We start from the raw sequence: 24,600 nt of genomic DNA, 5'->3' as shown, positions 1-24,600 counted from the left end.
AATTCTTTGAGACGTTATAATCCTTATAAGTGGTGGAATCTTCTGTTCTTTCTAGGTGTGATTATTGTCAATGTACTCTCAGTGACCTTGCCATTAGGTGGAAACAGCACCGGTGAAATTTCCGACAAATATCATACCTACATGACCCCTGCTGGTTATGCTTTCTCCATCTGGTCACTGATTTATCTACTGCTAGCCGGCTTCGTTATTTATCAATTCCGCTCCTATACAGCCTCTAGAGATTCTGTGAGGGCGATTCAGTTCTGGTTTGTTCTGAGCTGTATTTTTAATATGAGCTGGCTCTTCCTCTGGCAGTATTTATACATCGAGCTTTCTCTGGTTGCTATGGTGCTGATGTTAATCACACTAATTGTCATTTATCGAAAAACACGCCTGATTGCAAATCCTACTCCAGGCGAGAATTGGCTTGTAAAGTTGCCCTTCAGTATATACCTTGGCTGGATCTCTGTGGCCACTATCGTGAACGTCAGCGTTGTTCTGGAGAAGAATCATTGGGAAGGTTGGGGCCTTAGCGGTAGCACTTGGGCCGTTATCCTGCTCTGCGTGGGGACTCTGCTTGCGGTTGTGGTCAGCTATCCTTACCGAGATAGCATCTATCCACTCGTATTCGTATGGGCTTTCATCGCGATTGCCTTGGAACAAAAAGAGGCCAGCAATGTCTATTTAACTGGCCTAATTACAGCAGGCATCCTGCTGCTCTACAGCATCTGGCTAGTGCTTACACCTCGCCGCAGCAGGTACAGTAGTCCTAGATTCTAATATATAAAATGGCGGGCTAAGGTTATCCACCTTAGCCCGCCATTTTGTATATTAATAAAAAAAAGTGCAAAGGATAACTCCTTATTTCTTACGAGCTACCGCTTCAATCTCAACAAGTCCGTCTTTAGGCAGACGCGCAACCTCAATAGCACTGCGGGCAGGATAAGGTTCTTTAAAGAAGGTGCTATAAACCTCATTAACGGCCGCAAAATCATTCATATCCTTTAAGAATACGGTTGTCTTTACTACATGGTCTAGTGTTGCACCAGCTTCCTCAAGAATAGCTTGTACATTGTTAAGCGCTTGTCGCGCTTGTTCTTGTACGCCCTCAGCCAAATTACCCGTTTCCGGATTCAGACCAAGTTGTCCTGAAGTGTATACCCAACTACCAGTGGTTATAGCTTGACTATAAGGACCGATTGCTCCGGGTGCTTTTGTTGTAGCTACTTGTTTTTTGCTCATCTTACTACCCCTCTCCATTATCGCTGATCATTTATTGTCCATTGTAAGTCCTGTTCTCATCTTAATGCAAATTTATTAGAGACTCAGAAAGCTTAGCGTCTCCCAATCACATGTATCACTTCATTCGTATAAATATGTAATCCGTGAGTATCCGCAGACGCAATGTTAACCATAGCTCTTGCGACTGTCGTACCAGGTATGGCACGATATTTAGCCGCCTTACCCACCATTACAAAATCCAGCGTTTTCATCAAACTAGCTCCGACTCTTTCCCCTAATCTGAATTCTTCACGTTGGCCTAGTAGCAAGGAGGGGCGAAATATATGCATCCCTTGGAATCCAATAGCGGTTAAACCTTCTTCCGCTCTTCCCTTTGTCCGACTGTAGAAATTACGCGACTTCGCATCTGCCCCTATTGAAGAGACGACCAAAAACTGTTTAACACCCTGATCTCTAGCTATCGCTGCAGCATCAAGCGGATAGTGTAGATCAACTCGTTCAAACTTTTCTTGTGAACCCGCCTTTTTTATTGTAGTCCCTAAACAACAGAAGATGGAATGTACCCCTTCGAACGACTCTGTATAGTTTCTTAAGTTCTCCCAATCTACAACGATTTGTTTAAGTTTAGGATGTTCTATGGCTAACGGTGTCCGTACAAGCACTCTTACTTCTTCCCAGCTATCACGATTTAACAATTCCTCCGTAACCGCTTTGCCTACCAATCCGGTGGCACCTAATACCATCGCTATTCTTAACAAGGAATAACCTGCTTTACTTCTATTCGTCCTTTAGAATACGACGACCTAGCAGAAACGCAAGTGCAATCATCAGCGTCCCTACCACTAGCTGCATACCGTATACCTGAGTCCATTGCGGCCAGTGTGTTATTTTTTCATAGAGCTGACCGCCAATAAGCGGACCAAAAAAGGATGATAACCCGGTAAGCGCCGCATAGGTGGCCATATACATCGGCCGTTCTTTTTTCGGCGTGTCTCCAATAATAAAGTTAAAGGCCAACTGGTTGAAACCGCCTACACCAACACCAAAAACGATATGGGCCGCAAATAAGACCAGCAGCATCGGCATCACAGACAAGAGTCCCCACATCAATGAGGACAACGCAATAATCGGCAAAGTAAAGAATAACAGTCGCTTATTGCTGTATTTCGCATTTAGATTGCCCCAAACGTAGAAGCTAGCCATCATAAACACGGTCTGGGACACATTAAGCAATGACAACGTTTCATAATTAATATGAAGTAACTGCAACATGACATAAGAGTATAGTGGAACCGTTAGGTTCTGCAACAATAGCCAAGCAGCCAGAAACAAGGTTGACTTCATAAATAATGTATCTTTGAGCGGTTTCTTAAACATGGGTAAAAATTTATGCTCTTCTGATTTCTCGAATGGCACATCCGGATAAAAAAAGAATACTACGACATTCGATATCGAGAAGATCCACACAACAATATATAGAATCAGAAAACCATGACCCCCGGGATAGCGGTCCAGAATAATACCTCCGCCATACATAACCAAACTTCCAAGTGCATTCAGGACAGTGTTACGAATCCCAAAATAACGTCCACGTACCCGTGCGGGAACTAGATCACTAATCACAGAGCTCCACAGCACACCACCAGCAGTATTCGCAATAAAGGCAGTGGTATATAAAGCAATAAATGCGATGACCCAATATTCTTTAGGAAAAATAAACGGGATTAGTCCCGTAGAACCCCAAAGTATCCTGTGCAGACCGATAAAAGTAACCATGGCCCATTTGCGACTTGGCAGCTTCTGAATCAGAAAAGCTACACCAATCTGTGCCACATTAACTAATGTAGTAAGCGCTAGCACAAATCCAATTTGACTAGAGGAGGCTCCTAAATATAGCAGGAATCCTGTTAGGAACTGCCCTTGCAGCAGTACCTGAAAAATAGTTGACGGCACACCTTCCAACGTAGCTATTCGCAAATTTCTGCGATGCACTGAAGGTTTACGAACACGTTTTGAAACCGTAACCTTATGCTTATTTTCCATGTTGTCCATAGAGGCGGTAACACTCCTTTGATGCGGCATTGGCTTCATTCTACTCCGCATCAATCTACTGTCAATACGCCAAATCAACAAATAATATTGGAGCTTTATTCACTATCCGCTTCAAGGGGCAAATGAAGCGAAAATCGACTCCCCTTCTCTTCCTTACTCTCCATAGAAATGAACCCGCCGAGCAATCTGGCCAAGTCATTACTAATGGAAAGTCCTAGTCCTGTTCCACCATATTTCCGGCTAGTCGTTCTGTCAGCCTGTTGAAAGGCCTCAAAGATCATGGCATGCTTCTCCGGTGCGATTCCTATGCCACTATCCTTCACATCAAATACAAGCCAACGTTGCACGTTATCCCCTTCCCCACATTCCTGCTCGCGGATATGCAGCGATACGTAACCTGTCTTTGTAAACTTAAAAGCATTTGAAAGCAAATTACGCAAAATCTGCTGCACTCGATGTGGATCGGAATGAATCATTAGAGGGACATTCTTATCCATAGAGATGTTAAATTCCAGTCCTTTTTGCTTGGCGGTTACAGCAAACTGCATAGCCAGCAAATCTGGAATCTCGCTAACATTTAATTCTTCATTTATAATATCTAACCGACCGGCCTCCACCTTGGACAAATCCAGAATATCGCTGATGATCATCAATAACTCATCACCCGAACGATGGATTATGGCTGCATACTCTCTAATATCTGTTTCCGTAAGCGAATCATCATTTTCTTCAATTAATTGCGATAAATTAATGATGCTATTCAGTGGAGTTCTAAGTTCATGTGACATGTTGGCTAGAAATTCCGACTTGAATTGGGACGCCATCATTAACTGATTAGCACGCTCTTCAAGATCAAGCTTGTTCTTATGTAATTCTTCAGTCTGAGCAGACAACTGTTCGTTAGCATGCTGGATCTGCTCATTCCTTAGAAGACCGAGTTGAAAATCCCGGATAATTAATGAGAACAAAATACTTAAAATCAGCCCCGCCGGGAACGTAATTGGCATAATCTCTCTTATGTACTCTTCCACAGGGATAACGCCTAACAACATAATGTTTATGGCATTCATAAGATTAACAATTAGAATAACGATCAAACCTTGATTCACAATACTGAGGGTTGAGCGTCTGACCCAGTAGCTAAGCGCCGCGCAAATAACTCCCAAAATAAAAAGATTTAGCATTCCTGCAATCGCTGCCTCTGTCACTCCAAAAGTTAACCTTGTAAGCCCCGTGCCTATACCGATTAATATAAGCGTGATGGGTCTAGGATATGCTAGCGTCGAGATGATTAGGGGTACAAACCGCAAATCAAAGATCACGTGGTCGTCCAGATTATAACCAAAAAGAGTACTGATCCAACCAGCAAAGATCGCCAGGATCACCCAGCTGGCCTTCTTTATTCCTACACTTGCATTCGAAATGGTATGTTTATAGATCAGATTAGCCAAATAGGCCACGGCTATAAGAATTGCGGTATTCCCGAAAAATATTTTAAGATACCCCATGATTTTGCTCCTACCTGCACAAGATAAATTACAGATTTCATCTCACAATAATACCATAGCTTAACCTTTGCACACCTAATTGTTGCATAGGAAGAGCGCAAATCGTATACGATTTGCGCTCTTCCTATGCATTTTATATTTGGATATAAGCTAATTTGATTTAATCGCGGTAGGAACGTCCCCAGGTTTGATACTCTTTTTCCGCGTCTTCTTTCGAATGGCCATAACGCTCTTGTAGTTTACCTACTAACTTATCCTTTTCACCATCAATCACATCAAGGTCATCATCTGTAAGCTTGCCCCATTGCTTTTTGGCCTCGCCTTTGAGCTGTTTCCATTTTCCTTTAAACACATTGTTGTCCATTATATGCTCATCTCCTTAGCTGAATTAAATAGGGTAGAATTCTAACCTGTGTTATCGTTACATTACCCTGTCCTATTCGCCATGAATCTTACCTAATCTATAGAAAGTCACAATTTGTCAAATAATAGTTTAAAAAAAGGTATTCAAACCCTTTAAAATTTGATACAATCTAGATATAAATTAAACATTTAATTTTTTAAGTGATTTTTTTCACATGGGTTTATCTGATCTATATGCTAAAATGCCCTCGGAGATAAAACAACATGGTTAAATTTTTTTCTATTACATGCCGATATATGTCATGATACTGTTGGAGCTTGGTACTTCATCCCAAAATTAAAGTGACAAATATCATTTATAAAGTGATTTTTATCACTTCGCACAGCTATTAAAATGTTTTACATTTTAATATATATATTTTAAACTATATTTTTGGAGGTCATAACAAATGAAAAAAACAACAGTAATCTTGTCGACTGCCCTTATCCTTGGTAGTTTGCTTGCAGGTTGTGGTAACAACACAGACAACACACCGGCAGCAACAAACGCTCCAACAGAAAACAACACAGCAACTAATTCCACTAACACTGGAACTGAAGCGGCGAAGTACAAAGATGGAACATACTACGCTACTGCTGATGTTGATGCTAAAACTGGCTGGCAGTATTTCGCACTCTTAACTGTAGAAGGTGGCAAGATTACTAAAGCTGACTGGGATGCTTTCAACGTCAACACAGCTGGTGACCTTAAGAAAAAAGTTTCCGAAGATGGTAAATATGGCATGAAAGCTGGTGGTGCTTCTTCTGAATGGCACGAGCAAGCAGCAAAAGCTGAAGCTTTCCTGATTGAAAAACAAGATCCAGCAGCTATAACTTTAGACGCTGAGGGGAAAACTGATGCTATCTCCGGTGTATCTGTACACGTATCTGACTTTGTGAAAGCTTCTGAAGCTGCTCTGGCTGCTGGACCTGTTGAAGCTGGCCAATACAAAGACGGAGGTTACCATGCTGAAGGCGAGATGGATAAAGACTCCGGTTGGAAATCTACTGTTGACTTGACTGTTGCTAACGGTAACGTTGTTGCTGTTAAATTCAGCGGCGTAAATGCTGCTGGCGACGACAAGAAACAATTCTCCGTTGATGGTAAATACGGTATGAAAGCTGGCGGCGCTTCTGCTGAATGGCATGAAGAAATCGCAAAAGTTGAGCAATACTATCTTGAAAAAGGTGCTGCTCCAGAACTTACAGCTGAAGGTAAAACTGATGCAATTTCCGGCGTGAGTATTCATGTTGGTGAATATTTTACACTTGCTGAAAAAGCACTCGAAGGCGCGAAATAATTTCGCATAACCTTCTGCAGTTAATCAGACGAATGAGGTGAATTTCTTTTGAAAAAAATAGTCATTTTAGGCGGCGGCTACGGCGGCGTACTCACGGCTAAGAAACTGGCAAAGAAATTTAAGAAAAACAAAGATGTTGAAATCACACTGATCGACCGGAATCCATATCACACTCTATTGACTGAGCTGCATGAGGTTGCCGCGAACCGCGCTCCAGAGGATTCAATTAAGATCGATCTAAAGAAAATCTTTGCTGGCCTTAAAGTGAATGTTGTTCTTGACGAAATCAGCAATATTGATTTCAAGGGTAAGAAACTCAAATCCAATAAAACTACCTATGCGTATGATTACCTTGTAATCGGTACAGGTAGCAAACCAACGTTCTTTGGCATTCCAGGTGCAGAAGAGAATACTTTCTCCTTCTGGTCTTACGATGATGCGGTAGCATTGAAACGTCAAATCCGCGACATGTATACCAAAGCCGCTATGGAGAAAAATCCAACTGTACGCCGTGCAATGTTAACTTTCGTTATCATCGGTGCCGGCTTTACAGGTGTCGAGCTTGTTGGGGAAATGGCTGAGCAACGCGAAGAGTTATGCAAAGAGTTCTATATCGACCCATCCGAAGTGAGATTGATTGTGGCTGATATGGCTCCGAAGATTCTGCCTATCCTTCCAGATAAGCTGATTCAAAAAGCTGAGGCTCACCTTCGCAAGCTGAACGTGGAAATTGTTACAGGCGCCAAAATCACTGAAGTGGGCGAAGGCAGTGTTGCCCTTGGTGAGAAAAACGTTGTCGCTTCACAAACCATCGTTTGGACTGCAGGTGTCGAAGGATCTGAAATCGTAGGCGGACTTGAAGTACAACAACAAGGACGCAAACGTATTGTTACGAATGAGAACCTTGAAAGTGTAGATCATAAGAACGTATATGTAGTAGGGGACAATATTTTCTTCATTCCTGAAGGTGAAACTCGTCCTGTACCACAAATGGTTGAGAATGCTGAACAAGCAGCTCCGATCGTTGCTGGTAACATTGCAGCTGACATTCAGAACACTGCTAAAAAGGCATACAAACCAGGTTTCCACGGTACCATGGTATCCATCGGTAGCCGTTACGGTGTAGCAAACGTTGGTTTGCCAGGCAAGTTCTTTATGCTTACTGGTTTTATGGCAATGTTATCCAAACACTTTATCAATATGTTCTACCTGTCTCAGGTTGTAGGCTTCAATAAAGTTTGGACTTACATGATGCATGAGTTCTTCCATGTTGAGAACCGTAAGAGCTTCTTGGGCGGACACTTCTCCAAGCGTTCACCTAACTTCTGGCTCGTTCCGCTTCGCATGTTGCTTGGTGGAATGTGGTTATATGAAGGTATAGATAAGTTACGGAAAATTTGGGTAGATCCTAATAAGATATTCCTAATTCCAGCCGCTCCTTTTGCAACGGATGCTTCATCAGCAGCCAGCGTAGCGGTGGATGCAGTTAAAACAACAGTAGATGCACAATCTGCAGCTTCAGCAGTATCCACTGCAAAAGAAGCGGTTGAAGCATTGCCAGTTCCTGGTTTCGTATATGATATTACGAACTTCTTCATGGATTTGATGTTCTACAACAACGACGGAAGTTATACTTTCCTCGCGAAATGGTTCCAAATCGGTATGGTATGTGCAGAAATCGTGTTCGGTATTATGCTCATCGTTGGTCTGTTCACAGCTATTGCTTCTATAGCGACGATAGCCATGTCCGTCATGATCTGGTCGACCAAAATGGCTTCTACAGAAATGTTATGGTATGTTGGTGCGGGTATCGCCTGCATCGGCGGATCGGGCAGCACATTTGGCCTAGATTACTATGTACTTCCTTGGCTTAAGAAACATTGGAAGAGAGTTCCAATCGTCAGACGATGGTATCTATACACCGACTGATTATAAAGCCCTGATTTCGTGTAATCATTTATTTTAAAGAAAATATGTAGATTGCATGTCAGTAAGCTAAATATGGATGTACTTCAGAGTAATGTGTCCCTAGGACACATTACTCTCCTTATTTACAAGAAGAAAATAATCTTCCTAATATCAGGAAATGGTCAGTTTATTCTTTAATGAATGGTTTTGTAGGGATGATCAGGGGTATGGTTTCTTCCGGCAAAACCGACAAGAAGGAGAGAATCTTGTGAACAAACAACTCATAGAAGATACCCTCCGGTTGTTGCATACTGAAATGTCACCTATTGCCGGAATTGAGCTTAATCCCTCTCCGGCTGCATGTGAGCAGCTAATCTCGGTACTAGAACGCCATGATCTGGAATACAACCGCAAAGTCAATTTGCTGGGTATTTACACTATTCTCACTTTGGCAGCTGAGCGCCATATGGAATGTATCCCACATCATCCCGACCTTACACGCAACATTTTGGATGGAGATTATTTGTACAGCTTTTACCTTCAGTTTGCGCTGAAATGCCGTGAGCTCGACCTAGTTGCTTATTTAGCTCCTTCGATCAAAAAAATGCAAATTAGACGGTCAAATGGAGACTTCGCGGAACATGATCCAGCGGCTGGAATCGAACAATTCTTGATTCAAGAGTGCAGACAGCGTAGTCGCACAAGCAAAGCCATTTGACAGGTGGGATCTATAAGATGAAGCTGCATGAGGCCTTAAACATAGACATAGATGAAATTAATCGTGAAATCGTAAATCTTGTGGCACGAGATAAGGATGTTCCTAAGAAATCTCAACTCGGGCAGAGTGTTCTTGAGCTTATAAATTCTGGAGGTAAACGCCTCCGCCCTCTTATGGTCATTGTTGGCAGTCGTTTTGGCCGAAAGGATACAGGTCGAAGAGCGCTTCAATTAGCTGCTGCCGCTGAATTTATTCATGTTGCCTCATTAATTCATGATGATATCATCGACGATTCTGAGTTACGGCGGGGCAAACCCGCCCTACATACTAAGACGGGCACACGATCAGCAGTGCATATTGGCAATTATATGTCCGCTCGGGTTATCGAACTGTTAAGCAAATATACCGGAGACAAAAACAAATATGTTCATGACTTATCTTCTGTAGCTACTGCTCAGCTCTGTCTAGGTGAGTATCAGCAAATGGAACATGCTTTTGATTATGAGATTACAATGGAGCAGTATCTGGAGAAGTCCTTAAATAAAACAGCTCTCCTTATGGCTACCTGCTTACGTGTGGGTGCATTATCCACCGAAAGCTCAGAGGAAGTGGCCAACCTCCTGTATACCTTTGGCGAAGCCTTAGGCATGTCTTTTCAAATACAAGATGACCTGCTGGATTTCACGCAGTCTGAGGCTGTGCTTGGTAAGCCCGCCGGTAGCGATCTGCGTCATGGTCAGGTTACCCTGCCAGTGCTTTATGCATTACAGGATCCAAAGCTTTCGCCTGTGATTCGTGCAATCGGCCCTGATTCTTCCGATGCTGAGGTGGTACATGTGCTCGCCCTTATTAAGAGAAGCGATGCCCTAGCTCGCGCAGAAAGGGTCAGCCAGAACTACCTGGATAAGGCTGGAGCGATTGTGCAGCAGCTCTCCTCCTATCCGGCGCATGCCGATCTGGATACGCTACTGCAATATTTTGCCGACCGTGATCGCTAAAGCAGATGCTAACGTAGCAATTAAAAACGGATACCTCCCATTCACTTGGGTGGGTATCCGTTTTTTTGTGTACTTTAGCTAAACAAGCCGAACGTAGCGCAGCGCCCGTGAGCGTGTTTAGCCTTTTAGCTTCCAGGCTCTACTATTCAACATATAGGGAAATCCTCCCTTTAATTAGCTTAAAATCGATTGGAATCCACGATTATAAGGAATTCCTCCCTCTAAAAACTTGAATTTGTATGGTTTATAGACTAATCAGCCAATTTAGAGGGGGACTTTCCCTATAACAAGATCTAAAGTCAATAAAGCTCGGAAATATAGGGAGGTTTTCCCTATAAGTCTACCTTGGATTAGTTCAGCCCTCTCACACGGCTCTAGCCCCCCTCGCAGATGCCCACAAAAACAAAAAAGGAAAGCCGCGTTGCCAGCTTTCCGATCCCTTTGCCTACCCTGTTTTGGGTAGGCTGTTGTCTTTTGTTGTTAGCTTGGAGGCAATGCGCCAATGGTTAGGACTTCACTGCGTGGAATTTTGGAACTGTAGAAGCGTAGCGCTCGAAAGTCCAACATTCCACGCAGTGCAGCTTCCTAACCTCCTAACCATCCATCGAACTAACTCTCCCTAGCTAACATAGAAAAAATCAATCAGCGTACACAATAAAATCACCATGCTGATCACCTGATTCAGATTATAAGAGGCCACCTTCATCAACTTACGATTGGATGGTTTAATAATCTTATGCTCGGTCATCAGGAGCAGCGTCGCAATGCCAATCCCCACCAGATACATCCAGCCGAGGTCACGCCATACATATAGGAACAATAGCAACATAATCATGATGAAATGTAGACCTTTTGAAATGCGCAGGGCATTCTCCAGTCCGAAAAAGCTAGGAATAGACCATAGCCCATGCCGCCGGTCAAATTCGATATCCTGAGTGCCGTAAATAATATCAAAACCGGCAATCCACAGCATAACTACTGTTCCGATGACAAACGGTGTAAATGCGATATTTCCAGTGACAGCAAACCATGCACCAATCGGTGCAGAGGCAATAACAAACCCTAAATATAAATGACTGAGAAAGGTAAACCGCTTCGTATAGGAATAAGTTGATATCAATACGATAGCCACCGGCGATAAGATCAAGCAGAGCAAATTAAGCATGCCTGAAGCTACAATGAAAATAGCATAGTTGACGATAACAAAGACAACAACTTCTTTTTCCGCCAGTAAACGTCGAGGCAGATGCCGATGTGCCGTACGAGGATTCTGTTCATCGAACGTACGATCCACCAGCCGATTGAAAGCATTGGCGCCATTACGGGCGCCGATCAATGCAATCAATCCCCAGATCATCAAATGTCCCGATGGCCAGCCCCCTGCGGCCCATACCATCGATATAATGGCAAACGGCAGCGAAAAAAGCGTATGAGAGAACATGACCAGTTCGCTGAACATTTTAAGTTTTAGTCCCGCAGTTTTACATATGTTTAGAATCGCCATTCGTGCATTCCTCTTTCTTTACTACTTGTGTTTAAGTTCATTAATGATTATGCTCTGCAAGAACTTCGTTCAGGACGTTAAGCATCCCGTCAATATCTTCTTCCGTAATAATCATCGGTGGCTGGAAGGCCAGTACATTACGTCCTATGCCATTTTTGCCGATTAGATAACCCCGGTCCTTCATCGTTTCCAGCACTTGATCTGTAAGTGCCGCTGCGCCTTCAACATCTGCACCGGCAAGTTCTGCACCCAGCATAAGTCCAGTTCCCCGCACCTCAATAATTAGCGAAGGATAACGGGCTTGTAGCGCCTCCAAACCTGCTTTCAATCGTTCTCCGAGTTCTACCGAGCGTTCCGGAAGCCGTTCATCTCGAATATAATCAAGCACAGCCAGCGCTGTTGCAGCAGATACCGGATTGCCCCCAAACGTAGAGGCTGACGGGCGGTTTAGTGCAAGGGCAATCTCATCGGTTGTAGCAAAGGCTGCGACCGGAATTCCGTTGCCAAGTGCTTTGGCCATACTTATAATATCGGGTACGACATCAAAATGCTCCATAGCAAACATTTTGCCAGTACGTCCAAATCCAGTTTGAATTTCATCAGCAATCAGGAGCACGCCATATCTCTCCAACAATGCTTTTACATCCCGGAAGTAGGATCGGGTTGGCATGATCATTCCGCCGTTGCCTTGGATTGGCTCTAAGATCATAGCAGCGATAGTATTGCCCTTCTCTTCGAGCACCCGCTCCAGCGAATCCAGGGATAACGAAGCCGCTTCCTCCAGAGATAGATCCTGATGATACGGACGAGGAATAAACTCGACATCATGATCCAAATATTTATCCGTGCGCCACATTGGCAGACCTGTCACACTCATAGTCAGATTGGTACGGCCATGTAGACCGCTCTCCAGCGCTATGAACCCTTTACGTCCCGTATACATCCGTGCTAATAGCAGAGCTCCCTCATTCGCCTCAGAGCCACTATTAACGAAGAAGGTTCGACGTAAATCACCCGGCATTACCTCTTCCAAACGTTCAGCTAAATCTACACTTGGTTGGGTTAAATAAATAGTTGTCGTATGCTGCAGCTGTTGCAGTTGTTCAATCGTACGTGCTGTTATGGCTGGATTACAATGCCCACAAGCGACTACGGATACACCCGCGAAAAAGTCCGTATAGGATTTACCCTTCTCATCATAAACAAACTGCATTGAACCACGAACAAGCTGAGGTGCATCACGGTAAAAATGCTGTGTACAAGGATAGAAATATTGCTTACGTTTGGATGCTACCGCTTCTCTTCCGATGAAGTCTTGTTGTTCCATGAAGGGTTCTCTCTCCTTTTTGTGAAAATAGTAACTTATTCATAGAGTCCTGTGCATCACCCTATTACACGGCGATATCTAGTCCCCATTAAAATACAATTAGTTGAACTGCAATGAGCCCAAAGTATAACCCGCATAGACCGGCTTGAGGCCGCCCAGCATGTCATCCTTCTTATCGGATCCGTTAATTGCCTGTTGATATGAAATAATAATTTCACGAAGCTGTTCGACGCTATAGGTTGCTCCTTCAATACGGAAGCTTGATATTCCTAGTTCACTCATTTCATTCAACAATGGTAAATAGCAGAGTTCTTTGGCAAATAACAGATGGCAACGGCCGTGCTGATCACGATATACCGGATTCTCACCTTTGTCTGTCTTTAGAACCAAAACACTATTGTGCACATATTCATTATCCTCTTCAGCAATAGGCTCCATCAACTCAGTATTCTCATAAAGATCATGTTCCATATACATTAGTGCAGGTGTACCATGAACTACCACTTCCAAAGGCGCTTTACAACGTGAGGCAAAGGTAGCAAAATGCTCCACCGTCATTTCCGGAGACACTGAAAGCTGAGTCAAGCCTAAGTTAGTATATAATTGCGCTGACAGATGATTGTATACATTTAAATTACTGTCCCCAATTAGCGGGTATCCTGTAGCGTTGTAACGACGAATGGCTCCTAAATTTGTAACGATAAGACCGTCAATCGGCAAGCGTTCTCCCTGAAGTAATTGATCATATTGATCAAAATGCAGCTCTGTCATCATACGTGGCAAACCTAAGTAAATTTTGCTATCGCCTTTCCGTTCACCAAGTTCCTTAATGTCCCGTTTCGTAAAAGGTTGATCGGGTTCAAAAACATCCCCCGGCAAGTACAAGCTATCAACACCAAGCTCTAAGACCATCCGGGCCTGTTCCATATTATTTACTCGGACAGCTAGCTTAGCTTTTGTCTTCTGCGGTTGCTTAACCTCAGCCAAACTCTCCCGCACCTGCTCAACACGTTTTTCAGATAATTCCCGCTCTGCGGTTGGTGTACTGAACACTTTTCCAGTGCTATAAAATTTGCCTGTACCTTCGTAACGGCGGTTAATGTTAGCCAAGCCTGGTTTGCCAAAAGCATAAGCTGTCGAAAAGTCACGTTTGCGGTTGTTATAGAGTTCTTTAGTATCGACCGTACGGTCAAAGCCAATCGGATCATCGATATACCGGTCAATAGCTTCACCATAACTATTCGCCAGCATCACCATAAATTCCTTATCCCGCATGCGGCCCTCTATTTTGAAGGAGGTAATGCCTGACTCAATTAATTCCGGCAGATGCTCATACATGAACATATCTTTTACAGCCAATGGATATTCAGCAGGATAAACATAACCATCTTTTTTCACCCGATAATCCCAGCGACAAGGCTTCATACATTTCCCACGGTTACTGCTCATACCGAATACATGAGAGCTGAAATAACAATTCGCTCCGTGAACTGAGCACATATCTCCGTGAATAAAATACTCCAGTTCCATCCCACTCCGCTGACCAAGCAGTTTAGCTGTCTGCAAATCCATTTCCCGTGAAGTAACCACACGACTTACACCCAGATCACGCAGCGCGTAGATCATTTCCAGGTTGTGCACATTCATCATTACCGAAGAGTGAATCGGAAGATTAAGCCCCATCTCGCGAATAAGCTCCAGCACTGCCATATCCTGAACAATTAAGGCATCTGGGCGAGCACCGTCAAGGAAACGCAGATATTCTTTAGCCTCTTCCACATCTTCTTCACTAAACAGGTTATTCACTGTGATATACACTTTTTTGTCTAGACGGTGAGCAATATCTAGTGCCTCTACGATCTCCTCATGAGACAGATTATATCCTTTACGCATCATTCTCATATTCAATACAGGTCCACCAAAATAAACTGCATCACATCGTGCCTGGATCACTTCCTTGAAAATCTCAAACGTTCCTGCGGGTGCTAATAATTCAATCTCTCTACCGTTAAAATAACGTGCCATTCAAGTTCCCTCCCAAGTTGATACTCTCCATACAAGTTGTACTTTACACCAAAGCTACTGCAATCCCCATTACAATAAACATAGTAATAAAAATAGTATCGAATATGCCCCACCTTAGTCGGTGATACTGGCTACGCGGAGCATCCATACGAAAGCCACGGGCTTCCATGGAATATACCAGATCCTGCGCACGCCTAAACGCACTAGCGATAATCGGAACCAGCAAGGACACTAACATTCGTCCCTTTTCCTTTAAAGGCAGCTCCTTCAGATCAGCACCCCGTGAGGCCTGCGCTTTCATGATAATCTGCGACTCGTCTAGAATCGTAGGTATGAAACGAAGGGAAATGCTGATCATCAGTGTGATACGGTCGGGCTTCAAACCAAACTTTTTGAAAGGAGCCAAAATCCCCTCCAGCCCTTGATTCAGCTTACCCGGCGTTGTGGTGAATGTAAGTAGTGCCGTGAACGTGATCAGAAAAAACATGCGGATGACCGAAAATGCGCCTAATCTTAGCCCTCCCTCATAAATAGACCACGAACCAAGCGTCAGCACCGCCTCACCCGTCTTCACAGACAGCAGCTGTACGATAAAGATAAATAGCATTAAATACCGTAAAGGCTTAGCTGCTTTCAGAAAGTATTTAAGCGGAATCCGAGTGGAAGCCATAACCGCTATTGAGAAAATAGCCAGCAGCGCCATAGCCATCCACGAACGGGAGAGCAGGATAACAGCTACGTATAATAGCATTCCAGTGATTTTGGCACGAGCATCTAGCTTATGCACCCATGAACCGGTCTCAATACTGCGCCCTATGATTAGCTTCTCATTCATGGCTATCCCTCTTTCCTTCGTGCTGCTCGCTAGAGTTGCCTGATCCAGATGGCAGCGAAGCAATTAGCTCTGCTAAGCTCTCTGCCGTTAAGCGAGGAGCTTCATCCGTAAGACCAAAGCGATCAGCGACTGCACGCCAGTAACGAAGAGACTGCGGAACCGTCAAGCCACACTGTTCCAGAATCGAAGGGTCATCTGCCAGCGCCTTTACGCTGCCTTGAAACGCCGTGCTGCCCTCTTTAAGGACAAGCCAGTTGTCCGCGTAAGGCAATAACTCATCCATCCGATGCGTGACGACGATGATCGTTCTCCCCTGTTCACGGCATAAACGCTCCAGCAAGTGGATTAGCTCTGCACGGCTGATGGGATCAAGCGTAGCCGTCGGTTCATCCAGAACGATGACCTCAGGGTCCATAGCTAGCACGGAGGCGATAGCTGCCTTGCGCATTTGCCCACCGCTCAATTTAAAAGGATTCCGCTCTAGCAGCGCAAGATCCAGCCCCATATCTAGCATGGCCTGTCTTGCGCGTGCCTTTGCCTCTTCGAGGCTCATGCCGAAGTTAAGAGGACCGAAGATAAGATCCTTTTCGACCGTATCTTCAAACATTTGCTGCTCTGGAAATTGAAATACCAATCCGACTCTACGGCGCAGCGGCATCAACTTAGGTGATTTCTCCCCCGCCTGGATGGTTACATCGAGCACTTTTACCGTACCCTCCGTTGGTTTCAATATCCCGTTAAACAACTGCAGTAGCGTCGATTTACCAGAGCCTGTCGCCCCAGCAATACCAACCATAGAGCCTAGTGGAACACTGAGGTTAATGTCGCGGAGCGCCGTCAGCTTCCATAGGCTTCGGTCAGCATAGGAATAACTTACTTGCTGTAATTCTATGGCCATAACGTGTCTATAAGCTCCTTTTCACTGGCGGGAACATCCACATAGATGCCCTGATTCTGCAGCTCGCGTGCAAGACGCCAAGGATACGGCTCACACAGATGGCATTTTTGCAGAAGCTCTTCGTCCCGGAACAGCTCCGCCGGTGTAACATCAGCAGCTAAACCACCTCCATGCAGTGCAAGCACCCGATCCGATGCCAAAATCTCATCTGCATCATGTGTAATCATAAGAATCGTATACTTTCCTTCCGCTCGCATATCCTGCAAAATACCAAGAAGATCATTTCTGCTTCCTTCATCCAACATAGAAGAGGCCTCGTCAAAAATGACGATGCCTGGTTCCATAGCAAGAATGGAGGCGATAGCGACACGCTGCTTTTGGCCTCCAGACAGCTCACCTGGGTGTTTGGACAACAGATGATTTATTCCCAGCCTCGTCGTATAAGCGTGTAATCGTTCAGCCATCTCTTCGTACGACAAACAAAGCCCTTCCAGGCCGAATAAGATATCTTCCTCTACAGTGGCTCCAATAAACTGATTATCTGGATTTTGGAACACCATACCGATGCATTGCCGAATGCTTCCGATCGTCTCCTCACTGAGTTGCATACCACTAACCACAATTTCACCAGCACTCTTAGGCAGCAAAGCATTTAGTAGCTTAACTAGCGTAGACTTCCCGCAGCCATTGGGGCCAACCAAGCTAACCCATTGTCCCTGTGAAATAGATAACGTTATATTTTGAAGAATCGGATGCTCAGGATCATAACCAAACGATACCCCATCCAAAGAGATGACAGCTTGTCCTTCTCCCTCTAACTCTTGACCATCATATGATTCATTCATGTTAGTCATCCTTCCGCTGATGTGACTAATCAGTCCAAAAACTCTTCAAACAACGATATTTTTGACAATGAAGCCACCAAATAACGGACTGCATAGCCCACGGCAATTCCTGTTACTACTCCAGTGATCAGCAGCATGGGAAGATAATAAAAAATACTAAGGGACGAGAATACCATAGAAGCTGCCAGCAGCTGACCGATATTATGTGCAATTCCACCAGCTATACTAATTCCGATCAAGCTTATACTTTTACCTTTGCCACTAAGCAGCATTAACACGAACATTACAACAAAGCTAAAAAGCGAACCGAATAAACTGAACAATAAGCTCGAAAAGGTACCTAGCAGAAATGCAGTAAGCAGTGTTTTGAGAATGACAAGCAGGAAAGCGTCCCGTCCACGTAAAAAGTAAATACAGGTCAAAATCATAATGTTAGCTAGTCCAAGTTTAGCACCTGGCACCAGTCCCATCCCTGATAATGGGATCTGAGCCTCTATTAGACTGAGCACTACCGCCACTGCGGCAAAAATCGCAATAATTACCGTTCTTTTTAAAGCTGTTGCAGATTCACTACTGGACATAGGCATCTATATCATCCTCCCCCGACGCACTTGTGATCTCCACTAATACTCTATGTGGTAGACAGACAATCGTCTGTTTGGGCAGGGTAATAAAACCAAAACCTAGGCATACTTGATCCGGGCAATCGGCATCGTACATTTCAATCCCGTAATCATGCACCTTCAAGATGTTATAACCACGTTCGGTACGGACCTCAATGGTTTGTTCTTCTTTTGTAAGCTTTACCGTTTTAAATAACTCGCCGTCCACAGTCACATTGGCTACGAGATTTTTACCGGCCCCACCTTTATCATCATTGTCCGAAAACCATCTCGGTACGAGAAAAGCGAGCGCAGCAATCAATACGATGGAAATCAACCACACATCTGCGCGTTTCATATAAATCTCCCTTATTTTTTAATTAAAATCCAGACTTATTAATTATAACGGTCTGCCCTCAATCCTTCAATCAATGTTGGGGTTTTATGTAAGTTTTAAAGACCTGTTCACAAAATAGGCACGCAAAATAACCCCCACAGACTCAAGCCTTTCGCTTCGAGCAAATTCAGGTGTAATTTGCAGCGTTTGCAAAAATTAAACTTACACTTTAGCCCATTTGAACCGAGATTGCCCATCTCTTCTGGTTTACTAGCTTTTCCGAAATATTCCACAATTAATCTAGTCTAAGTCACATTCGGATCTGAAACGCCCCCTCTGGAGACTTGTTCCCCTCCTAAGCAAAACCATCCTTATCTTGGAATTCATTATTATATTTGCCTTTTAAACAATGCTGTGTTATATTTATATCGTATTTGTTTTTCGATATATTGTATATCCCCATCAAGAAGATGTCAGGCCGACTATTTTACACTTCGGCAATTTGGACACAGAGGCTTCATGTTTTCTTGCAGAAACTTTCCTTTTTATGAGATTAAATTCGAAATATAGCATTCCGATTCACACTGGCGCGGTCAATGGAGCCGCAAGGGCAAAAGAGAGGTAGGGCTTTTGTCGTATTGGAAGGATTATTCTCGCCACACGGCTGCTGGAAATAACAAGGAATTAAGACACCCGTTACTCACGAACGGCGGGGGATGAATATAACGAAAAAGCATGGCTGTACGAACCTTACACAAGGACACATGCCATGTGTGGAAAAATATAGGCGCCCGATAACCGCTACCAAGCGGATATCGGGCGCTGTCTACGTTCAGGGCCACTAATTTACATATTGATTCACAAAAGCTGTTACTACATTTATGTAACCCGTTTTATCCGTATCATAAGCTAATCCATGCCCCGCTTGCGGCACTACGAACTTCTCTTTTGGACTCTGACATGCCTCATATAATTCATTCATCATACTATATGGTACAAAATTATCAGCATCCCCATGAATAAAAAGAATCGGCACCTTCGCCTTACGCACCTGTTTCAAGGCAGACGCTTCACTAAAACCATACCCTGCTTTCAAACGAGTAATTAGACTTGCACTTTGGATAAAAGGGAAGCTTGGCAAGTGATACATACGCCTTAGTTGGTAAGCTAATTGTGCTTTAACTGAGCTGTAAGCGCAGTCCGAGACAATAGCTTTGACCTGCGGTGGGAGATTTTCACCTGAGGTCATTAGCACTGTAGCACCGCCCATAGAAACCCCATGAAGCACAACTTGAGCACTGAGCCCAGTCTTTTCTATTATATATTTAATCCAGTTTAAATAATCCTTGCGCTCATGCCATCCAAAGCCAATATAATTTCCAGCGCTTTCCCCATGTCCCCTGGCATCGGGAATCAGGATATTAAAGCCCAGTCTCTCGTAATAGATTTTGGCGTACGCCCCCATATCCTTCCCTTTTCCAGAATAACCGTGGGCTAGAATCGCCGTACGACCTTCAGCACGATCCGAAAGGAGCAAATACCCTCTTAGTTGTAGCCCGTCCTCAGATGTAATCTCCACATTCTCAAAGCTCTGACTGGAGATCCAATCCTTCCCCTCACCCCAAGAAGCCCCGGCAACCGGGGGATCAACCTTCAAGTCACGATTAGTACTCAGGAATTCCTTCGGTGCTCGTTTAATAGCAATGCCATAAAAGAAAAAGCCAGCATAGATCAGAGCTCCAATAACGATGACAGCACTAATGAAGAACCATACCAATTCGTCTTCCCCGTCCTTTCCTTATGTTCGTTGTAAATCAGTATAACATCTACTTAGAATGCGCCAAAATAGAACAATCATGACAAAATAGAGCCGCCATCGGAATATGTCCCGAAAGCGGCTCTTCTATTCTTCACGGCTTAGCTTGCGTTCACGCTATAATCACCGTTTATTATTTCTTGTTCGAGAATCTATTTCTCATTAGCAATCCAATAAGAGCAAAACCTAGACCTGCTGCATAATAAGGAACTGGACTTGATTCTCCCGTTTTTGGCAGTTCATCCACAGGTGGATTACCTAGCGGAATTGTATCATCCACTACTGCAATATCCTCTGGTGACGGCGTTTCCGTTGCCACCGGTCCTAGTGGGATTTCATCGTCGTCAACAAGGACTTCTGTATTGCTCGACGGGGTTGGTGTGGGTACTGGTGCTGGCGTCGATGAAGCTACAGGACCCAGCGGCACAGGGTCATCATTAACAACAATAGTGCCAATTACAAATGATGGTGTTGGTGTCGGAAACACCGGAGGCTCCGGCGTTGGCGTTGGTGTCACTTCCGACGACGATGTCGGTGTTGGTGTTGCCTCTGGCGACGATGTCGGTGTTGGCGTCACTTCCGACGACGATGTCGGTGTTGGCGTTACCTCTGACGACGGCGTCGGTGTTGGCGTTGCTTCCGGCGACGGTGTCGGCGTTGGCGTTGCTTCCGGCGACGGCGTCGGTGTTGGTGTTGCCTCTGGCGACGGTGTCGGTGTTGGTGTCACGTCGGGTGTTGGTGTTGGCGTCACGACTGGCGTTGGCGTTACTTCCGGCGTTGGTGACGGTGTCACGCTTGGCGTTGGCGTTACTTCCGGCGTTGGTGACGGCGTCACGCTTGGCGTTGGCGTTACTTCCGGCGTTGGTGACGGCGTCACGCTTGGCGTTGGCGTTACTTCCGGCGTTGGTGACGGCGTCACGCTTGGCGTTGGCGTTACTTCCGGCGTTGGTGACGGCGTCACGCTTGGCGTTGGCGTTACTTCCGGCGTTGGTGACGGCGTCACGCTTGGCGTTGGCGTTACTTCCGGCGTTGGTGACGGCGTCACGCTTGGCATTGGCGTTACTTCCGGCGTTGGTGACGGCGTCACGCTTGGCGTTGGCGTTACTTCCGGCGTTGGTGACGGCGTCACGCTTGGCGTTGGCGATGGTGTCACGCTCGGTGTTGGTGTGTGCGTTGGTTTTGGTGTGTGTGTTGGCTTTGGTGTCGGTGTTGGCTTTGGTGTCGGCGTCATGCAAGGCGTTGGCGTCGGTGCCACGGTCGGCGTTGGCGTTGGGGCCACGGTCGGCGTTGGCGTTGGTGCTACGGTCGGTGTTGGTGTTGGTGCTACGGTCGGCGTTGGCGTCGGTGCCACGGTCGGCGTTGGCGTTGGGGCCACGGTCGGCGTTGGCGTCGGTGCCACGGTCGGCGTTGGTGCTACGGTCGGTGTTGGTGTTGGTGCTACGGTCGGCGTTGGTGTCGGTGTCACGGTCGGCGTTGGTGTCACTGTTGGTGTCGGCGTCACTGTTGGCGTCGGCGTAGGAGGCGACTCTACCCCTTCATATGGATACCAATGCATCTGCACACCACCAGCAAATCCTTTCGCAATCAATGTCCCATGCAGTTCTCCGGAATTATAAGTTACTTTTGCAAGCGGAGCTAGAATAGTTCCTTCTATTGTTAAACTTCCAATGTTTACAGTGCTAGCTTCATAAAAATTAAATAATACCTTGTTAGGGCTGCCTCCCCAAATTTGAAAGCTTGGAATTTCAACTGAACTTCCGCTAACGTTAACGATAACTGTGGCGTTATTTGCAATATTAAACTGTAAGCCATTAGCACCAACGAAATCAGCAGCACTTAGATTAAGAACGTTAAATGATTCCGGAGCATCAATTGTTATTTTCCCATATTCCTTTTTGAAAGTTCCGACTGTAGCAAGTGAAGAGAATTCATTAGAACGTCCAATAAGATATTGCTCTTCATAATCAAAATCAATAGGTGTCCCTTTTCTCGCTGGTTCTTTAAGATCTACACCGTTTCTGATAAAAACACCACCATGAACGGATGCTCCATGAACAGTCCCATTAGTAAAAGTGATGTCATTGCCAGCAATAAGGACATCTCCACCTGGATTATCCTTGGATACGCCGTAATTCTGCAAAGTAATATTACCTTTGGCCGCCAGGCGCCCGTGAACCTGATCATTAGATTGATTGAAGTCACCAAGGATAAAAGTATTAAAATTTCCTGCAATGCCTAACACAGGTGTAGGAATATACGGAAGCACAGGCCCTGCCGCACTGACCAAATAACCACCTCCAGAAAGCCCACTACCCACCATCAAAATCCCCGCTATTACTAATGAGAGCAACGGTTTCATTCTTCTTTTCAAAATGCGCACCTCCTAAAACTATGATTTATAATTAAACAGAATAATTACCAGAACTCTAAAGAACCTAATAACAAAAAAAGACCGCCAAAAAAGAAGTAGAATTCCCTTCTCATGGCAGTCGGACGGTCATAGTGTCTTTTAGACACTTTAGACTCCTGAACTTTGCGTCCCACCCTTTCAGGCGGTTTGCTATTATCATGATTATATATGTATAGCCTTTGCAAATTAGAACTAGTAGCTTAAGCATCCTATTAAATAATGGTCTATGACTTTTAATACTTTGGAACTAACAATAGTTTAGCGCTCCATCCCCTCAATTGTCAATCAATTCCTTTTGATATTTACACGCGTAAGCAAGCACAAAAAAAGCGCCAAAAGGCGCTTCACACAAAGGTTTTCCTTCAATTTTAAAGTAACTTTATCCAACCTAATATCGATATCCATAATGGAATACTTAGAATCAAACCAAATACCATTCCACGGGCGAGACTTCCTTCCTCTTTCATCCAAATTCTCCCTTTATATAAGTCTGAAGCATTAATTTTTATTATTACAATTTTAATATATTTTATTCTTTCTAATTTAATTGTGAATTTAATCACATTGGACTAGCTGTTTAGAAATACCATTGATTATTTTTGGAATATCGGGGTAGAATACGAATATACGTTCCCATTAGGGGTGATGAGATTCATGCATAGAGCTGAAAGCAGGGACAATATGCTGGTGAAATCTTATTTATTGCTTCCGATGATTTTATCAGCTTTCGAACGGGACTCCGCCATTCTATCTGCACATTTACGAACACCCGCCCCCTATCTGGAGGTTCTTGAAACAGCCGCAGCAGTTGCTACAACAGATTTAAGAGATGTTCGTTCAGAGATGAGAAAACGGGGAATCAAGGTTTATGAGCAGAACAGACTTAATGCAGGGATCGAAGCCAAATTTATATGTCGTGGATACCATGAACGAATGCTGCTATTAAACGACATTGTCGCTGCCCAAGCTGCAATTCATATGCGCAGATATCTCGGTCTGGATATTTCATCTTTTAAGAGCTATGAAGAGCAGTATCAGATTAAGTAAAGCCGCGTAGAGGCTGTCCCCCTTCCCCCCATTTCCATTAGCGAACAAAAAAATAGGCCTTACCATGGGAGTTGGCAAGACCTGAGAGATTTATACCACAAAACACTGGGGGGTGTTTGGTGTCTTCAATATAAACCTTGAACCTGAAAATAAGATGATGCTCACATGAAAATTACATTAAAAACATCAATTCGTCGCTTAGACTATCCGCTTGACACTTTTGATTTCCAACCAAAGTAGCCCGCTTCGCCGACAGAAAAACCGACCGATGGATAGCTAGCCACGAGTGCTTTGAACTAATTGTTTTAAAATGATATAGTGGGTTCGTTGCTCGCAGGATGACTTGGTAGCTGGTTGTAAAACATAATAAAGTCGAGACCTGAGTACGGAGAAGCAATAGGCGTTTGCCTTTTCGTTATATTTTCTGAAGGAGGGTAATAGCCCATGAGTGATGAAATCTGTATACCACCTGGCATTCATCAGAAGGACACTAGCTTCGGCTACACCTTGTCTATCATTAGTGGTAAATATAAAATGACTATTCTCTACTATCTCTCTGAAAACAAGATCGTGCGATTCAATGAACTGCAACGAGGTATCGGTACAATACCTTTTAAGACGTTAAGTGTTATGTTGAAAGAACTGGAAGCGGACTGTCTCGTCAGGCGCGAGGAATTCCCCCAGATTCCCCCTAAAGTTGAGTATTCCTTGACTGAGAAGGGCCAATCGCTTATTCCGGTGCTGGATATGATGTGCACTTGGGGAGAGAAAAATTCCGTTCCAGCCGCGCAAGAGATAACAGTACCGTTTACGATTTAGCGACGA

At 44.5% G+C, this 24,600-nt stretch carries 22 protein-coding genes and 1 riboswitch; of the genes, 7 read left to right on the top strand and 15 right to left on the bottom strand.

Features of this window, described 5'->3' with window-relative positions:
* Positions 1-6: 6 nt before the first annotated feature.
* The gene (locus tag MHB64_RS02565; RefSeq protein ID WP_094873954.1) at positions 7-780 is read left to right on the top strand and encodes a tryptophan-rich sensory protein; all 774 of its coding nucleotides are present in this window, start codon (positions 7-9) and stop codon (positions 778-780) included.
* Between the two features lie 81 nt (positions 781-861).
* Here the strand turns inward: MHB64_RS02565 and MHB64_RS02560 are convergent, their stop codons facing one another.
* From MHB64_RS02560 to MHB64_RS02540, 5 genes are all read right to left on the bottom strand, one after another.
* On the bottom strand, positions 862-1,242 hold the full coding sequence (locus tag MHB64_RS02560; protein WP_076285938.1) for a RidA family protein: 381 nt from the start codon (positions 1,240-1,242) through the stop codon (positions 862-864).
* Positions 1,243-1,334: 92 nt separating this feature from the next.
* Complete coding sequence (locus MHB64_RS02555; protein ID WP_094874809.1) at positions 1,335-2,000, bottom strand: oxidoreductase; 666 nt, start codon at positions 1,998-2,000, stop codon at positions 1,335-1,337.
* A 19-nt stretch (positions 2,001-2,019) separates the two neighbouring features.
* Positions 2,020-3,294, bottom strand: a complete 1,275-nt coding sequence (locus MHB64_RS02550) for an MFS transporter (protein WP_094874810.1) — start codon at positions 3,292-3,294, stop codon at positions 2,020-2,022.
* A gap of 95 nt (positions 3,295-3,389) precedes the next feature.
* The gene (locus tag MHB64_RS02545) at positions 3,390-4,802 is read right to left on the bottom strand and encodes an ATP-binding protein (protein ID WP_341133648.1); all 1,413 of its coding nucleotides are present in this window, start codon (positions 4,800-4,802) and stop codon (positions 3,390-3,392) included.
* Positions 4,803-4,962: 160 nt separating this feature from the next.
* Entirely contained in the window at positions 4,963-5,166 is a 204-nt protein-coding gene (locus MHB64_RS02540; RefSeq protein ID WP_094874535.1) for a CsbD family protein, read from the bottom strand.
* 448 nt (positions 5,167-5,614) lie between these two features.
* On the opposite strand from MHB64_RS02540, the gene MHB64_RS02535 reads away from it, so the two are divergent.
* The 4 genes from MHB64_RS02535 to MHB64_RS02520 all read left to right on the top strand — a co-directional run bounded on the left by MHB64_RS02535 (position 5,615) and on the right by MHB64_RS02520 (position 10,129).
* Entirely contained in the window at positions 5,615-6,505 is an 891-nt protein-coding gene (locus tag MHB64_RS02535; protein ID WP_341133647.1) for an FMN-binding protein, read from the top strand.
* A 48-nt stretch (positions 6,506-6,553) separates the two neighbouring features.
* Positions 6,554-8,434, top strand: coding sequence for an FAD-dependent oxidoreductase (locus MHB64_RS02530; RefSeq protein WP_094874533.1), 1,881 nt, complete (start codon positions 6,554-6,556; stop codon positions 8,432-8,434).
* Positions 8,435-8,681: 247 nt separating this feature from the next.
* The gene (locus tag MHB64_RS02525; protein ID WP_341133646.1) at positions 8,682-9,131 is read left to right on the top strand and encodes a hypothetical protein; all 450 of its coding nucleotides are present in this window, start codon (positions 8,682-8,684) and stop codon (positions 9,129-9,131) included.
* Between the two features lie 17 nt (positions 9,132-9,148).
* Positions 9,149-10,129, top strand: a complete 981-nt coding sequence (locus MHB64_RS02520) for a polyprenyl synthetase family protein (protein WP_094878688.1) — start codon at positions 9,149-9,151, stop codon at positions 10,127-10,129.
* A gap of 619 nt (positions 10,130-10,748) precedes the next feature.
* Here MHB64_RS02520 and MHB64_RS02515 read toward each other — a convergent pair.
* The 10 genes from MHB64_RS02515 to MHB64_RS02470 form a co-directional block, all read right to left on the bottom strand.
* Positions 10,749-11,633: a UbiA-like polyprenyltransferase gene (locus MHB64_RS02515; protein ID WP_094874531.1), complete on the bottom strand. Its 885-nt coding sequence runs from the start codon at positions 11,631-11,633 to the stop codon at positions 10,749-10,751.
* A gap of 40 nt (positions 11,634-11,673) precedes the next feature.
* Positions 11,674-12,960 (bottom strand): aspartate aminotransferase family protein, encoded by a 1,287-nt coding sequence (locus MHB64_RS02510; protein WP_341133645.1) that lies wholly within the window; start codon positions 12,958-12,960, stop codon positions 11,674-11,676.
* Between the two features lie 99 nt (positions 12,961-13,059).
* On the bottom strand, positions 13,060-14,985 hold the full coding sequence (locus tag MHB64_RS02505) for a peptidase U32 family protein (protein WP_094874529.1): 1,926 nt from the start codon (positions 14,983-14,985) through the stop codon (positions 13,060-13,062).
* Between the two features lie 43 nt (positions 14,986-15,028).
* Complete coding sequence (locus MHB64_RS02500; protein ID WP_042184497.1) at positions 15,029-15,820, bottom strand: energy-coupling factor transporter transmembrane component T family protein; 792 nt, start codon at positions 15,818-15,820, stop codon at positions 15,029-15,031.
* Complete coding sequence (locus MHB64_RS02495) at positions 15,813-16,718, bottom strand: ATP-binding cassette domain-containing protein (RefSeq protein ID WP_094874528.1); 906 nt, start codon at positions 16,716-16,718, stop codon at positions 15,813-15,815. Before MHB64_RS02495 ends, MHB64_RS02500 begins: the two co-directional genes overlap by 8 nt.
* On the bottom strand, positions 16,709-17,563 hold the full coding sequence (locus MHB64_RS02490; RefSeq protein ID WP_094878683.1) for an ATP-binding cassette domain-containing protein: 855 nt from the start codon (positions 17,561-17,563) through the stop codon (positions 16,709-16,711). The genes MHB64_RS02495 and MHB64_RS02490 overlap by 10 nt, the downstream gene beginning before the upstream one ends.
* A gap of 29 nt (positions 17,564-17,592) precedes the next feature.
* Positions 17,593-18,150, bottom strand: a complete 558-nt coding sequence (locus MHB64_RS02485) for a Gx transporter family protein (protein WP_094874526.1) — start codon at positions 18,148-18,150, stop codon at positions 17,593-17,595.
* Positions 18,134-18,523, bottom strand: a complete 390-nt coding sequence (locus MHB64_RS02480) for a NusG domain II-containing protein (RefSeq protein ID WP_094874525.1) — start codon at positions 18,521-18,523, stop codon at positions 18,134-18,136. Before MHB64_RS02480 ends, MHB64_RS02485 begins: the two co-directional genes overlap by 17 nt.
* Before the next feature lie 820 nt (positions 18,524-19,343).
* Positions 19,344-20,279, bottom strand: coding sequence for an alpha/beta hydrolase (locus MHB64_RS02475; RefSeq protein WP_341133644.1), 936 nt, complete (start codon positions 20,277-20,279; stop codon positions 19,344-19,346).
* 172 nt (positions 20,280-20,451) lie between these two features.
* On the bottom strand, positions 20,452-22,689 hold the full coding sequence (locus MHB64_RS02470) for a choice-of-anchor A family protein (protein ID WP_341133643.1): 2,238 nt from the start codon (positions 22,687-22,689) through the stop codon (positions 20,452-20,454).
* 110 nt (positions 22,690-22,799) lie between these two features.
* Positions 22,800-22,890: riboswitch (cyclic di-GMP riboswitch) on the bottom strand.
* 492 nt (positions 22,891-23,382) lie between these two features.
* Between MHB64_RS02470 and MHB64_RS02465 the strand changes: the two genes are divergently transcribed.
* On the top strand, positions 23,383-23,775 hold the full coding sequence (locus MHB64_RS02465) for a hypothetical protein (protein ID WP_094874463.1): 393 nt from the start codon (positions 23,383-23,385) through the stop codon (positions 23,773-23,775).
* Between the two features lie 444 nt (positions 23,776-24,219).
* Positions 24,220-24,594, top strand: coding sequence for a winged helix-turn-helix transcriptional regulator (locus MHB64_RS02460; RefSeq protein WP_341133642.1), 375 nt, complete (start codon positions 24,220-24,222; stop codon positions 24,592-24,594).
* Positions 24,595-24,600 lie beyond the last annotated feature (6 nt).

This window comes from Paenibacillus sp. FSL K6-2859 (genome assembly GCF_038008265.1).
Lineage (GTDB): Bacteria > Bacillota > Bacilli > Paenibacillales > Paenibacillaceae > Paenibacillus_AQ > Paenibacillus_AQ nitricinens.
This window is presented reverse-complemented; position numbering and strand designations above follow the sequence as displayed.